The organism is Cohaesibacter haloalkalitolerans (assembly GCF_003574655.1).
Classification (GTDB): Bacteria; Pseudomonadota; Alphaproteobacteria; order Rhizobiales; family Cohaesibacteraceae; genus Cohaesibacter; species Cohaesibacter haloalkalitolerans.
The window spans coordinates 21,964-36,329 of sequence record NZ_QNUM01000012.1; the positions used below are offsets into that span (position 1 = coordinate 21,964).

Sequence of the window (14,366 nt, forward strand, 5' to 3'; positions counted from 1 at the left end):
GCTGCGACAGGGCTCTTTTTGAGACTTCCGCCATCAACCTGTTTTAGGTATTTCCCCTTCCCTTTGGGGATACATCGGAAATCAACAGCCCATTTTGGCAAGCAGACAACAGGCTTTCAGTGCGCTAGGCATGGTTCCGGTCTTGTCCCCGCGCGACTCGCGTGGCAAAAAGGCCTCTGAATTCCGTCCGTTTGAACCATCGAAACATGATTAGAGATCGCCCACTCCTCCGGGCGAAGGAAAGACGTTATGGTACCTGCTCATTTGAATGCTGATCTTCTGGCCAAACAAATTCTCGAAGGGAACAGAGCGTCCCTTGCAAGAGCCATAACGCTCGTGGAAAGCCGCAAGCCTGATCACCGGGCCATCGCCCGCGACCTGTTGACCCAATTGCTGCCCTACGCAGGCAAGGCCCATCGGGTGGGGATCACCGGCGTTCCGGGGGTTGGCAAGTCAACCACCATCGACCAGTTGGGCAAGAATCTGACGGATGCAGGCAAACGTGTCGCCGTTTTGGCCGTTGACCCCTCTTCCACCCGTACGGGCGGATCCATCCTCGGCGACAAGACGCGCATGGAACAGCTTTGCACCGACCCCAACGCCTTTATCCGCCCGTCCCCTTCGGCTGGCACGCTGGGTGGTGTTGCGGCCCGGACGCGCGAAACCATGTTTCTTTGTGAAGCAGCTGGCTATGACGTGATCCTCGTCGAAACCGTCGGGATCGGTCAGTCGGAAACCACCGTCGCCGACATGGTCGACTTCTTCCTCGTCCTTATGCTGCCGGGTGCCGGTGATGAGCTGCAGGGTATCAAGAAGGGCGTGCTTGAGATTGCCGACATGATCGCGGTCAACAAGGCAGACGGGGACGGCTGGGCACGGGCCCGCAAGGCCGCGGCCCAATATCGCGCCGCCCTGCATATCATGACGCCGGTCAGCAAGAACTGGACACCACCGGTCATGACCATTTCGGGCCTCGCAAACGAGAGCCTCGACAAAATGTGGAAGCAGGTTGAAGAACATCAACAAAAGCTGTCCGCAACCGGCGAATTGCAGGAAAAGCGCAGTGGCCAGCAGGTGCGCTGGATGTGGTCGATGCTCGAAGACCGTATGCGCGCCCTGTTGCATGAAAACGCCAGCGTCAAGGAACTGTTGCATCAGGTTGAGGGACAGGTCGAAGGCGGCACCTTGCCAGCCTCCGTGGCGGTGGAAGACGTCATGGCACAGCTTTTGAGCAACCTCAAGAACAGTTGATGCCCGTATCCGGAGATCCTCTCCGGCTTCGCAAGCAACTCCAAAGGCCGTGCGCGCTTGTGTCACGGCCTTTGTCATTTTTTACAGGTTTGACTTTACGTGTCGTATATTTTTGCGCGCTATTATCATTGACCATATTACCCATAGAATCATTTTTTACCACTTGGGACATATCATTTTAACCACTTCGGCTTACAGTGGTACAAATTGAACTGCAGATTGGGGACCAGGTTCAATGCGCAAAACCAGAAGAACCGTTCTGGTTGCAGAGTCATCTGCCAAAGGACGTGAAGGAATCCTGCAAAGCCTTTTGATGATCGATCCAGACCTGTCGATCATGCAAGCCGACTCGCCCGCCTCCCTCGGCAACATATTGAGCAATACTGCTATCGATGTCGTTCTCATCGGAGAACAATTCGCGGGAATGGATGGGCTGGACGTCATCGAGCAGTTGGGCCCATTGCGATACTCAAGCCTGACCGTGCTGCTCGCCGAGCATTTCAATACCGCCACCCTTGAGCGCAGTCGCAAACTCAGCCTTTACGATTGCATCCAGACGCCGCTTCGACAATCAGATCTGCAGCGCATCCTGATGAGGCGAGAAGCGCAATTCAACAAGCTATCGGCATTGATCGTCGATTCCCAGCCAGCAGCGCGCCGGATTATCTTCAAGCTGCTCTCTGATTGCCGGTTCCAGCTGATGATATCCGAGGCCGAAAGCGGGCCACTTGCGGTCTCTCTGACCAAGGCCATCCCCTATCATCTTCTGCTGGTCGATCCTGAAACCGAAGGCTGGCAAGGGTCGGATATGGTCAAGAAGATCACCGCAAGGCAGCAACAATGCCTCATCGTGCTGATGAGCGCCAGAGACGAAGCCTCCATACTCGCCCAGCATGAAGATGCAGACGTGGCAGGTTTTCTCAAAAAGCCCTTCTACCCCAATGATCTGGAACGGCTGATGCACCAATTATTGGGCATCCCTCCCAGCAATCTGCTCAACAAGAATTTCTTTGAAGAACAAGCCCTGCCGTCACCTGCATTATCTGATGTCCAGCAGCCGCCCTCAGACATTGACCAGGCTGCGCAATCGGAAGACGGGAACTGCGAGATTGTCTGGCTCTGATCGGAGCAAACTCCCTCAGGCTTTCATTTTCTGCATGAGATGGGACAACACGCCGTCCACAAGCTTGATTTCGCCAACCTTGATTCCGTTCCAGTTGACCAGCTTGCGCTCGCGCCAGTCTTCCATGGCGACAGCCTCACCTTCGCTCATTGGCAGGAAAGCATCGATCACCGCTGCCATCATGACTTCCGAGGCCCGCGCCGCACCGTCCCAGCATTTGAGGGCTATGCCCAACCCCTGATCGGGCAGACTGGCGCAGAAGACCCCTTCTGCTCCGGTCTTGACGAAGGCGCGCTCGCCGAAAATCTCCATAATTGAGGTGCAGAAGCGATCATGCCCAGCCACCATGTAGGGGGCCTTGGCAACGGCTTGCCGCAACCTTTGGGCGGCCTTGGCCCGTTCCGGCGCAAAATCCGTTCCGGTTCCAAAACGAGCAAAGGCATGAGCCAGATTTTTCAAGGGGACCGCATAGGTCGGGATCGAGCAACCATCGACACCGCAGAGGTCCATGCCTCTTTCTCCCTCCAGCGAAAAGCCGGTGGACTGCTCCAGAACAGCCCTCACCTCCCGTTGCACGGGATGGTCCGGCTTGACATAGCCGTGATGATCAAATCCGGCCTGTTGCGAAAAGCACAGGAACCCGGCGTGTTTGCCGGAGCAATTGTTGTTGGCAGCAGTGGGATCAACACCGCGTAGATGCAGGATCGCCTGATCCTTTTCATAGCGCGGGCTGTGTGCCCCACATTCCAGCGCGCCTTCAGTGAGGCCGCAGGCCTGCAGCATCGCCTTCACGGTATCAACGTGAATCTCTTCGCCATTGTGCGAGGCGCAGGCAATGGACAGCGCTTCGGTTGGCAGATGGAAGTGATCGGCCGCGCCGGATTCGATCAGCGGCAGCGCCTGCAGGCCCTTGATGGCAGATCTTGGAAACACGGGGCTTTCGATATCCCCAATCGATGAAACGAGTTCGCCCGCAGCATCCACCACGGCAATTGCCCCCATGTGCCAGCTTTCAACCCGCACGCCCCGCGTCACTTCAACCAGAACAGCCATCTTGTTCCCCAACTCTCTCATTTTGTTTGCACCGCTCGTCAGTGCGGCAACTTTAGTTGAAGGAAGCCTATCGGCTGCCTACCTCAGGGACAAGGGTGAACTTGCTGGGCGCATCCGTTGAGAACAGCTTGAGCTCGCGGCACCCATTGTCTAGGGTCGGCAAGTTGCTTGACTAAACAGGACAGATCTGATGACCACCAGAAACGCCAGAGACCACGGCATCACAACGGGAACGCTGGAAACAGGCCCGACCAACAGCCTCGCCGATGTCCCCGGGGTCTCCTTCGGTCAGGTCACACTGTCCAATGGCCCAGTGCAGACCGGGGTCACGGTCATTCACCCGACGGAAGACTCGGCCTTTGAGCGGAAGTGCATTGCGGCCTGCCACGTCATCAACGGCTTTGGCAAGAGCGTCGGCCTGATGCAACTGTCCGAGCTGGGGCAATTGGAAACCCCGATCGTTTTGACCAATACGCTTTCGGTTGGCACGGCATCAACCGCCCTTGTACGGCACATGCTCGCCGGGCACCCGGCCATTGGCGACACCACGGGCACGGTCAATCCGGTTGTCATGGAATGCAATGACGGCGCCTATCTCAACGACATCCGAGGGCTTCATGTCACCGAAGACCACGTTCTGAAAGCGTTGCAGCAGCACGTCGCCACTTTGGAACAGGGGGCAAGGGGCGCGGGAACGGGTATGAGCTGTTACGGCCTCAAGGGCGGCATTGGGTCGGCCTCGCGGCGGGTGCCGCTGGCTGACCGGACCTTCACGCTCGGCGCGGCGACGCTGTGCAACATGGGCCGCCTGCCCAATCTGATTGTAGGCGGTCGTCCGGTCGGAGCCGAGATCGTAGCGCTTGAGAACAGCAAGGCGGGCGCCGTGGCCGAGCTTGGCTCCATCATCATCATCCTTGGCACCAATGCACCGCTTACCGCGCGCCAGATGGAGCGCATCTGCAAACGTGCGACCGCCGGTCTTGCCCGCACAGGGACACAGTTCGGCTCAGGCAGCGGAGATGTTGTTCTTGGCTTCACCACAGCCAACCGCCAGCCCCATTCGGCTCCGTCAAATCCGGTCATGGCTGTCGAGATGCTGCATGAGGAAAGTCTCGATGGCCTTTTCAGCGCGACCATCGAAGTGGTGGAAGAGGCAATCCTCAATGCGCTGTTTGCAGCGGAAACCACCCACGGCAAGCAGGGGCGTAGCCGCAAGAGCCTTTCTGACTGGTGGAAAGAGCTGGAAGCCTGAGAACAGGCGCCTACTTGTTACACATCATGAGAAGAGTTGGCGACAGCATCAGCGGCTGCCCAGCAGCGCCCGTGTAACCAGTGCCAGCATCATCGCCGGGACAGCCTTGATCAAAGCCCCTGCCGGATCCATCCAGAGGGCGGGAACCAGCAAACTGGCGGTGCACAGATAGATCACCGTCATGATCACCATCGCCATGCAGATCTGATGGGCCAATCGGCGAACAAGAATCGCTATGCCCAGCGCAATGTCAATGAAGGCAGCACTCGCCAGCAGGAATTGCACCTGCAGGACAGTAGCCCCAGAATCGGCCAGATTTTGCGCAGCCCACTGCATGTCAAACAGCGTCAGCACACCGGTCAGGATCCAGAACAGCGACAGCGTGGCCACAAGAACCGGCAGCAACAGGGCCAGCCGGGAAAACCAGCGCTCCTGCGTCGTGCTCGGCATCATCGCCAGCGTTTCTTCATAGGAGCGGCAATAGCGGCCGGAGATCGAGTGCCAGAGGGTCGGATCACCGTTGACATGACCTTCCAGCACCTGAAGCGCGGTGGTACGCATCGGCGACCGCCAGCCAAGCCGACCGAGACCATTGGCAATGCTGGTGAGCAGATTGGAAGTGCGCGTTGAAAACCGGAATGTCTTCCAGGCGGGCGAAAAGCCCAGCCAGTTGCGCATGCCCACGACCAGCTCTTCAAAGGTGTGGCTTTCCGCTTCAACCAGATCGATATCGGCATGGGCAGGAATGCGCCCTTCCACGGCCATCAGGGCCGCTTCCGTCAGTTCATCGATATGAATGGTCTGGATGCGGCGATCGGCCATGACGAGAGGCTGGATATAGGGAAAGCCGGCCAACATACGCAGCAGCGCAGTGCCACTGTAGGCAGAGGGGGCGAGAACGAGACCGGGACGCAACACCACCCACTCGATGGACGAATCCATCACCACATCATCACCAACGGCCTTGGTGCGCATGAAGGCAGTCGGGGCGTTGGGCTCCGCACCGGTAGAAGAGATCTGGACAAAGCGCAGGATGCCTCGCTCGACACAGGCATCCAGGCAAGCCTTGACCGACAGATGATGAACGGCTTCCAGATCGGCCATCAGACCATCCTGAAGTGCGCTGGCGGCATTGACCACGGCGTCAACATCATCAAGCAGATGCATCCATTCGCCCGGATCCAGCATCCGGCGCATGTCGCCCGTGAACCACTCGACCTGAGGAAGGAGTTTTGCCGCCTCCCTCGGTGTCCGCGACAGGCTGACCACCTCATGGTCTGCACGGAGCAAGGCTCGGCATATTTCCGATCCGATCAGGCCAAAACCACCAAGAACCAGAATGCGCATAACTGCCCTGTCCGCTCCCTAACACAATTCCAAAACAAAAAAGCAAATTGAACCGATCGCGGCTATCACACCCAATGCAGTAAATCAGCCAGATGAATCCGCATCCTAAGTCAGTGTGCGGCAAATTTCGTGCCGACTTTAGTCGCCCCCATGTGTGAGGTCATCTTCACAATTAGCATTACATATTTGTACCGAAATGTATCAAATGCCAAACGGAGGGTAAATACGGCAACAGTGCTTAATTGCCCTTGTTCTGGAAGGGATTAGGCTGAAGGTCTGGCCAGCCCGCGCGATGGTTAGCAATCGCTGCTTTCGGGCTGGTTTAAAAGCCTTGTCAATTGTCTGGGGATATCTTCAGAGAAATAGGAACCGATGCCTCGGCTTGCCGCTATTCGCGCTGTCGATGCAGCAAGAGGCAACTGGCTATCGGATCGCTTCCCGCCCCTCACAATCCCGTCAGCCACAGTTGGGCCGATGGACTTCGCTCAGATTTCCGATCTGTTCGCTCATCCCGAGCAACGGTTTAAGACAGTCGGGATGGGAAACCATGTCGGCGAGCGTATAGGCATCCAGCACCTTGAGGAAAGCTGCAAGAGCGTCCTGCAGCAGCATCCGGAACTTGCACTGGGAGATCAACGGACAGGTGTTCGTCTCCTCGGAAAAACATTCCACAATGATCATGTTTTCTTCGGTCTGGCGGATGATTTCCCCGATATTGATGTCCTTGGGATCCTTGGCCAGCCTTATACCACCGTTTCGACCGCGGATAGCCTGAATGGCGCCGATATGCACCAGACGCTGGGCGATCTTGTTCAGGTGGTGACCTGAAATGTCGTAGGCGCCAGCGATTTCGGCAAGGCGAACCGTATGCTCGGGCTTCAGCGCGCAATACATCAGCAGGCGCATTGCATAATTTGAGTGCTGGGTAAGACGCATGAAACCTCCGAGCCTTGGCCAAGGGACGAGACATCCCCTTTGCGATGCCTCATTCCACCGAGTGACGCACCAATAACGCTATACATAAGTATAACATTTTGGGGCACATAGCCAACAATGACAGATTCATATTCGATCGAACATAAAAAATGCACTGCTGCCCATATCGATTAGAGACCGGGGTGATCGATACGGGCAGCAGTGCCATCAGCACTCCGCGCTGGAGTGCGATGAACGGAGAGAGCTCATCTTACATGTTCATATTTTCGAATATACAAATTCCAGAGGTTTCCCGGAAATCATTTGTTGGTTATGTTGTAACACTTGTGATAAGAAGTATCAAGTTTACTTGTTTAAATTCCCCCGCCTATTTTGGAGAGGCAGAATGACGCAGATGAGCACCTCGACTGGTCCCGGCGCATCGTCGACCAACACCCCGAATACCGCCCCGATGCACAGCATGGGCGTACGCGCCCCTTCCCGCCTCGAGCATTTCCCCAACGCATTCTTTGCCATGGTCATGGGGTTGGCAGGCTTCACCCTGGCCACGGAACGCATTGAGAAAAGCCTCGGCGCAGAGCACTCTACCAGTCTGTTTTTATTGATCTTTACCGGAATTGTCTTTGCGCTTCTGCTCGGCTTCTATCTGGCCAAGGCGGTGCGCTACCCTCAAGCCATCCGCTGGGAATGGAACCATCCCGTGCGGCTGTGCTTTTTCCCCGCAGCCTCCATCGGCCTGATCCTCATGGGGACGGCCCTTGCACCGTTTTCGCCTCAGCTTTCATTTGGCTTCTGGGCTGTTGGTGCAGCGCTCCACCTGTTCGGAACCCTTGCTGTTCTGTCCACCTGGATCGGCCACAGGAACTTTGAATTGATGCATCTCAATCCGGCATGGTTCATTCCGGTGGTCGGCAATATCCTCGTTCCCATTGCCGGTGCCAGACAGGGTTACATGGAGATTTCGTGGTTCTTCTTTGCCATTGGCATCCTGTTCTGGATCGTTCTTCTGACACTGGTTTTCAACCGGCTGGTTTTCCACAATCCGCTGCCACAACGGCTTCTGCCGACCCTGATGATCCTGATTGCACCGCCAGCAGTCGGGTTTGTCTCCTTCGTGACCATGACCGGAGAGATCGGTCCCTTCGCGCGCGTTCTCTATTATACCGGGGTCTTCTTTTTCCTGATCATCCTGCTGCAGCTGCCAAAGCTGTCGCGGATCTCATTTGCCATGTCATGGTGGGCCTATAGCTTCCCCATGGCAGCCCTGACGATCTCGACCATGCTCTATGCGGAAAAAAGCCAGTCTCCCTTCCATGAGACGCTCGGCCTTGCGTTGTTTGCCCTGCTGGTTCTGGTGATCATCGGTCTGCTTTACAGAACCGCCAGAGCGATCATCGGCAACGAGATCTGCCAGCCCGAATAACGGCAACCTCCTTGGGGTGCTCACATAGTGAGAGCGCAAAATCGGTAAACCGACTCGCGCTCTTATTTTGGGGCGTTCATCTGTGCATTTACGATCAAAATCCGGAGAGGAATTTTCAGTCAGATTTTGGCTGATTTCAGCCCCAAAACAGGCTATCACTCAAACTTCATTGACTCAGAACAAAAGGAAAAGCAAATCGCATTTTTTCCTCATGTTTATTGCCAAAAAATTTACAAATTTTCGTCAATAGTTCACCGTTGGTCCGAATTCCCGCTATCCTTTGTTGGTGTTACACTTTAGGATAAAGAGAGCCAGACATTTTGCGGTTCTTAATCAGGGAATACCCTCAAGACAATGCATGTCAACCTGCAGCAAGATCAGATGACGCCAGACCCTTGCTCTGCCTTGTGCGGAGTTGCGCGCGTTCTGGCCAATTCGCCTTTTCCGAACAGCCCGAACAACCATGACCCGCATCAGATCATTTCGACCGGTGCCCAGGCCCTGTTGTCCGAACGGGATACTTGCGCGGGGACGTCCGGCTGGCTGAAACATTCCCCTCGTCATTCCCGGATTTCGCCCACTATCCTCCCGCTCGGATCGATGGGCAGACCCGAAACATGAAAAGCAGATCCTCACAGGAGAAAACAAGAATGGGTAAGTATGGAACACTGGAAGAACGAGTCCGCTGTCCATTCCTTATGAACAGAGTCATGAAGGTGGAAGACACCATTGACATGTTCAAGGATGGCATGAACTTGGGCTGGTCCGGCTTTACGCCAGCAGGGTATCCAAAGGCTGTGCCAATCGCGCTGGCCGAGCATGTCGAGAAGAACAACCTTCAGGGCAAACTGAAATTCAACCTCTTCATCGGCGCTTCCGTGGGAGCTGAAACCGAAGGCCGCTGGGCGGACAACGACATGATCGACCGTCGTTGGCCTTACCAGACCGGCAAGAACATCGCAAAAGCCATCAACGAAGGCCGCATCCGCATGGGCGACAAGCATCTGTCGCTGTTTGCACAGGATCTTGCCTACGGCTTCTACACCAAGGATTCCAAGTCAGGCAAACTGGACCTGGCCATCATCGAAGTGTCTGCAGTGACCGAAGACGGCTGTCTGGTTCCGTCCGCCTCTGTCGGCGTGATCCCGGAAATCATCCAGACCTGCGACAACATCATCCTCGAAGTCAACACCGCGATGCCTTCCTATGAAGGCATGCATGACATCATGGTCCTGCATGCTCCTCCGCATCGTGAAATCATCGGTATCACCAAGGCAAACAGTCGCATCGGCATGCCATGCATTCCGTGTGACCCGAGCAAGATCGTTGCCATCGTCGAATCCGAATATTCCGACAAGGGCCGTTCTCTGGCAGATCCGGACGAAGGCTCCGTTGCCATCGCCAACTACCTGCTCGACTTCTTCCAGAACGAAGTGAAGCATCACCGCCTCCCGCCAAACCTGCTGCCACTGCAGTCCGGTGTGGGCTCCATCGCCAACGCCGTTGTTGGCGGGCTGGCCAGCGGTCCGTTCTATAACCTCAGCGTTTACACCGAAGTGCTTCAGGACGGTATGCTCGATCTGTTCGACAGTGGCCGCCTTGACTATGCTTCGTCCTGCTCGCTGTCGCTGTCTCAGGACAACGGCATGCCGCGCTTCATCGAGCGCCGCGAGTTCTATCAAGACAAGATCATCCTGCGTCCGCTGTCCATTTCCAACAACCCGGAAGTGGCTCGCCGTCTCGGCGTGATTGCCATGAACACGCCGATCGAAATCGACATGTATGGTCACGCCAACTCCACGCTGATCAGCGGCACCCGTATCGTCAACGGTATCGGCGGCTCGGGTGACTTCCTGCGCTCTGGCTTCCTGAAGATCATGCATACGCCGTCCGTCCGTCCGTCCAAGACCGACCCGACCGGCATTTGCTGCGTTGTTCCACACGCCCAGCATATCGACCACACCGAGCATGACCTCGACGTGGTGGTAACCGAACAGGGTCTGGCCGACCTTCGCGGTCTGGCTCCGCGCGACCGCGCTCACTGCATCATCAACAACTGCGTCCATCCGGATTACAAGGACATCATGAACGAGTATTTCGACATGGCCGAAAGGGAATGTATCCGTCGCGGCGTTGGTCACGAACCACAGCTGTGGGATCGCGTCTTCAAGATGCAGCTCAATCTTGCTCAGAATGGCACGATGAAAATCAAGAACTGGGACATCAAGGTAGACCTTTGCGAATAGGTCTCTTTCGGGGCGGGCGCACAGTGGTCAGCTACGCTGAGCGCCCTTCCTTTCCCGGTTCGATCAGGAGCGGTGGTTTCGACCATCGCTCTTTTTTTATGTGCCCCACCAGGCCTAAGGGAGCGTCCCCCTGCGAAAAACGGCGCTGATCGCGTGACAGAAACCACTTTAAGAACAGCATGATTTCGCGATTCATTTGAGCAGGTTAGACATATATCCTGACAAAATGATTCTGCATCTTCAGAAACTGATTCAGCGAAGTTCAGAGATTGATTCATGCGCTTCACACATTGATTCATGTTGCTGGAGGCTTGATTCAGAAAACCACCTCATCTCCCCGCCAACAGACGCAAGACTGGATCGGCGGCCTGAATGGTTCCGGTGGCAAATCCCCAAGTCCTTCCCGCACCTCATGGAGCGTGCCGGAAAACCTCCCCATCGGAAAATGGCGACGGCCGTTAGAATTTGAACAATCCGTTTAAATGCGATTAAAGCAGTTTCTGCTAGTCTTGTTTTCAAGGCGCACAGGCGCCAGGCTGCTTCACTCTATCAGGCATACAATCATGAGATTCACCATCTCCACAAAGGCACTTCTGGGTTTACTGGTTACGGTCATCTTCTTCTGGGAGACTCTGTCGATGCTTGGCAGTCATGGTGAATTCAGCAACTTCCATTTTGAAGCCAACAGCGAACGGTTTCTGCTTGTCGTTCCGGCGCTCGCCATTCTGTGGCTGCTGCGCCATCTTCTGCCCGGTGAGGGCACCCGGTCTGATGACCATTGGCAAGACCAGTAGACGAACCGCCACCCGACGGTCTGTCGCTTGCCAAAGAGCCCGCCTGCCACTCTCTCTCGCATGCTTATCTTCGGCTTGAGCAAAGCCCTCTAAGACTGTATGATTTTTTTCAATCTCCCCTGCGCTTTCGCTGAGGGTGACATCACAATTGTCACCAACAAGGCACAACTTTCTTGTCGTTTTTGACTCTTTCCAGCAAGGCTCTTGAGGAATGCCCCATCCTTTCCGACTGCTTAACAGGATCCAACAGCAAGTCTGAAAGCCCTATTCCTTCAATCGCATTGTTCAGGACGGGTCGTCCTTCGCCTTGCCCGGCAAAACGAATCGAGCAAAACCCACCACTCAAGGTTAATTATTCGTTTATAATTGATTTCAATTCCCCCATAATTTCAAACGCCTTGTTCAGGCGCCGTGCGTAAGCTCTGAACAGAGGTTTTCATAAGGGGGTTCTCTTGTTTCGGCATTCACATCTGACAGTCTTTGCAAAAGGAAGTCTGTTGGCCAGCATGATGACAATCGGCCTGATCGCCAGCTTCGCGCCGCAGAGCGCAGTTGCAGCGATGACCGGTAGCATGCGCGTGACGGAACGAACCAGCCCCCCAGCCGGTCATGTCTATTATTGCGCAAGCAACCCGGTTGCCTGCCAGCGCTATGGACAAGGAGCGGTTGCCCTGACGCAGGAAAGCTGGAAGCAGCTGCTTGACGTCAACGCATCGGTCAACAGAAGCATCAAGGCAAAGGCTGATGGCCAGATCGATGAATGGTCTGCCTATGTCCGTGAAGGGGATTGCGAGGACTATGCCCTGACCAAGCAGCAGGAGCTGCTCCGACGGGGCTGGCCCTCCGATGCGCTGCTGATCACAACAGCATTTCTGGAAGACGGCACCTATCATGCGGTGCTTATTGCACGCACTGACCGCGGCGAATTCGTGCTGGACAATCTCAATCAACGCGTTCTGCCCTGGCAGGAGGTGAACTACCGCTGGAACAAGCGTCAGGCGGTTGGCAACCCGCAAATGTGGCAGCGCGTCGCCGGAGCGCCGCAGCCAACGACCCAACGGCCCGTGGCCGGGTTCCGATTGCGCGGCAACCAGTAGCCCCGAATATCTAGGCTGATTGCGGTCCAACCGCAGCCTCTCACTCCCGGAGGCAAATAAAGCCGCAGTCTTGCGCTGCGTCATGAACATGAGCCCACTGCCCAGCACAGTGGAGGAGGCAATACCAAGGCCATGTTCAGGGAGACCAATTCAGCTTGAGCCGGACAGCCCGCTCACACAGCTGTCCCAACTGGCCTCGAACAGGGATTCGAGGCCTTTTTCTGTTAGGCTCGCGATTTCTCTGGCTATCGTGGCCGCGCGGATGTAGGTCTCTGCCATTGAACTCATCCGGAAAGACAGACGCATGAACACCCCAGGAAAAACCGTTGCAATTATCGGCGCAGGCGCTGCCGGACTGATGGCAGCCGACCATTTGTCGGAAACCCGTCCGGATCTCGCCATCCGGATTTACGATGCCATGCCCAGCCCGGCCCGCAAGGTGCTGATGGCGGGCAAGAGCGGCCTCAACATTTCCCATCAGTCAGGCCTCAGTCATCCGGAAGACTTTGCGGCGCAGTATGGGGAGGCATCGGAGTGGATGGAACCGCTGCTGTCAGCCTTCGGCACCCGTGACATCATCGAATGGATGCAGGCGCTTGGTCAGGAGGCCTTCACCGGATCATCGGGCAAGATCTTTCCAAGAACGATGAAAGCCTCCCCCCTGTTGCGCGCCCTCATGAAGCGTCTGGAACAGCGCGGGGTGCAGCTTGTCACCCGCCATCGCTGGACCGGCTGGTCAGAGGATGGAGCGCTCCGGTTCATGACACCGGACGGTGCAGTGTCAGTAAAAGCAGATGCCTGCCTTCTGGCCCTTGGAGGCCCGAGCTGGCCGCGTCTTGGAACCGATGGTGCGGCACTGGCTACACTTTCTGAGCGGGGCATAGAGAGCCGCCCATACCGCCCGGCCAACTGCGGTTTCGATGTTGACTGGCCGGAAGATTTTGTCAGCCCGTGGGCCGGGGCACCGGTCAAATCCGTGCGCCTCAAATTCGGCGACCAGTCAGCCAATGGCGACTTCGTCATCTCCAGCCATGCCGACCACTCTGGTGAGGAAATGCATGGCAAGAGCTGCGGCAGCATAGAGGGCGGCGCGGTCTATGCGCTTTCCGCCCCGTTGCGGGATGCCATTGAACGGGATGGAACAGCGACCCTTCTGGTCGATCTGCGCCCACACCTGACGCTGGCCCAGCTCAAGACCCGCCTTGATCGGCCCAAAGGCAAGCAATCGCTTTCCAACCACCTGCGCAAAAGCCTCAAGCTGCAGGGTTTGAAGGCGGCTCTTCTCAAGATTGCGACGGACAAGGCGGTGATGAGTGACATGGACCGGCTGGCAGAAAGCATCAAGGCCCTGCCCGTGACGCTGACGCGCCCACGCCCCATCGCCGAAGCGATCAGCACCGCTGGCGGCGTCCTGTTGGATGAACTTGATGACGGCTTGATGGTCAAACGCCTGCCCGGCCTGTTCATGGCGGGCGAAATGCTGGATTGGGAGGCACCGACCGGCGGCTATCTGCTCACGGGCTGCCTGTCACAGGGTTATCGCGCAGCAGAGGGAATCGGGCGTTATCTGACGCTGGACGAGTGAGGCTCAGGCAGCAAAAAGCTTAGCTGGCTGCAAACCAGAGTCCTTCGAAGAGATCGGCCTTGGCTGCCAATGCCACCAGCACAAAGAAGACGATCGCTGATGGGCTCAGCCAACGCTTCCAGCCCTGTTCATTGTGTTTATCTTGCATAATGGGATATCTGCCTTTTATCGGTTGTGCCGATCAGCCAGTGAACAGCCGGAAAAGAACGAGGGTCGCCAGGATCAGGTAAGAGAGCGGGATGCCCATGCATCTCTCCCT

At 56.3% G+C, this 14,366-nt stretch carries 13 protein-coding genes; 8 read left to right on the top strand and 5 right to left on the bottom strand.

What is annotated here, in order from left to right:
- Window positions 1-249 precede the first annotated feature (249 nt).
- Window positions 250-1,251, top strand: a complete 1,002-nt coding sequence (meaB, locus tag DSL70_RS20725) for a methylmalonyl Co-A mutase-associated GTPase MeaB (RefSeq protein WP_119309896.1) — start codon at window positions 250-252, stop codon at window positions 1,249-1,251.
- 235 nt (window positions 1,252-1,486) lie between these two features.
- Window positions 1,487-2,374 carry a response regulator gene (locus DSL70_RS20730; RefSeq protein ID WP_119309897.1) on the top strand — a complete coding sequence of 296 codons (888 nt, stop codon included), beginning with the start codon at window positions 1,487-1,489 and terminating at the stop codon, window positions 2,372-2,374.
- A 15-nt stretch (window positions 2,375-2,389) separates the two neighbouring features.
- Here the strand turns inward: DSL70_RS20730 and DSL70_RS20735 are convergent, their stop codons facing one another.
- Window positions 2,390-3,427: an asparaginase gene (locus tag DSL70_RS20735; protein ID WP_119309898.1), complete on the bottom strand. Its 1,038-nt coding sequence runs from the start codon at window positions 3,425-3,427 to the stop codon at window positions 2,390-2,392.
- Between the two features lie 190 nt (window positions 3,428-3,617).
- On the opposite strand from DSL70_RS20735, the gene DSL70_RS20740 reads away from it, so the two are divergent.
- A complete protein-coding gene (locus DSL70_RS20740; protein ID WP_119309899.1) occupies window positions 3,618-4,679 on the top strand; it encodes a DmpA family aminopeptidase in 1,062 nt (353 codons plus the stop codon).
- 48 nt (window positions 4,680-4,727) lie between these two features.
- On the opposite strand, the gene DSL70_RS20745 is transcribed toward DSL70_RS20740, so the two are convergent.
- Together DSL70_RS20745 and DSL70_RS20750 are read right to left on the bottom strand one after the other, a co-directional pair.
- Complete coding sequence (locus tag DSL70_RS20745) at window positions 4,728-6,026, bottom strand: SDR family oxidoreductase (RefSeq protein ID WP_119309900.1); 1,299 nt, start codon at window positions 6,024-6,026, stop codon at window positions 4,728-4,730.
- Window positions 6,027-6,482: 456 nt separating this feature from the next.
- Window positions 6,483-6,962 carry an RrF2 family transcriptional regulator gene (locus DSL70_RS20750; protein ID WP_119309901.1) on the bottom strand — a complete coding sequence of 160 codons (480 nt, stop codon included), beginning with the start codon at window positions 6,960-6,962 and terminating at the stop codon, window positions 6,483-6,485.
- 385 nt (window positions 6,963-7,347) lie between these two features.
- Between DSL70_RS20750 and DSL70_RS20755 the strand changes: the two genes are divergently transcribed.
- The 4 genes from DSL70_RS20755 (at window position 7,348) to DSL70_RS20770 (ending at window position 12,522) form a co-directional block, all read left to right on the top strand.
- A complete protein-coding gene (locus DSL70_RS20755; protein ID WP_245418308.1) occupies window positions 7,348-8,385 on the top strand; it encodes an SLAC1 anion channel family protein in 1,038 nt (345 codons plus the stop codon).
- 650 nt (window positions 8,386-9,035) lie between these two features.
- Window positions 9,036-10,631 carry a succinyl-CoA:acetate CoA-transferase ScpC gene (scpC, locus tag DSL70_RS20760; RefSeq protein ID WP_119309902.1) on the top strand — a complete coding sequence of 532 codons (1,596 nt, stop codon included), beginning with the start codon at window positions 9,036-9,038 and terminating at the stop codon, window positions 10,629-10,631.
- Window positions 10,632-11,194: 563 nt separating this feature from the next.
- On the top strand, window positions 11,195-11,425 hold the full coding sequence (locus tag DSL70_RS20765) for a hypothetical protein (RefSeq protein WP_119309903.1): 231 nt from the start codon (window positions 11,195-11,197) through the stop codon (window positions 11,423-11,425).
- A gap of 506 nt (window positions 11,426-11,931) precedes the next feature.
- On the top strand, window positions 11,932-12,522 hold the full coding sequence (locus tag DSL70_RS20770; RefSeq protein WP_162916964.1) for a transglutaminase-like cysteine peptidase: 591 nt from the start codon (window positions 11,932-11,934) through the stop codon (window positions 12,520-12,522).
- Window positions 12,523-12,672: 150 nt separating this feature from the next.
- Here DSL70_RS20770 and DSL70_RS22805 read toward each other — a convergent pair whose 3' ends face one another.
- Window positions 12,673-12,801: a hypothetical protein gene (locus DSL70_RS22805; RefSeq protein ID WP_280955367.1), complete on the bottom strand. Its 129-nt coding sequence runs from the start codon at window positions 12,799-12,801 to the stop codon at window positions 12,673-12,675.
- A gap of 25 nt (window positions 12,802-12,826) precedes the next feature.
- Here DSL70_RS22805 and DSL70_RS20775 point away from each other — a divergent pair, with 25 nt between their 5' ends.
- Entirely contained in the window at window positions 12,827-14,107 is a 1,281-nt protein-coding gene (locus tag DSL70_RS20775) for a TIGR03862 family flavoprotein (protein WP_119309905.1), read from the top strand.
- Window positions 14,108-14,126: 19 nt separating this feature from the next.
- Here DSL70_RS20775 and DSL70_RS22810 read toward each other — a convergent pair whose 3' ends face one another.
- On the bottom strand, window positions 14,127-14,255 hold the full coding sequence (locus tag DSL70_RS22810) for a hypothetical protein (RefSeq protein ID WP_280955368.1): 129 nt from the start codon (window positions 14,253-14,255) through the stop codon (window positions 14,127-14,129).
- Window positions 14,256-14,366: the final 111 nt, after the last annotated feature.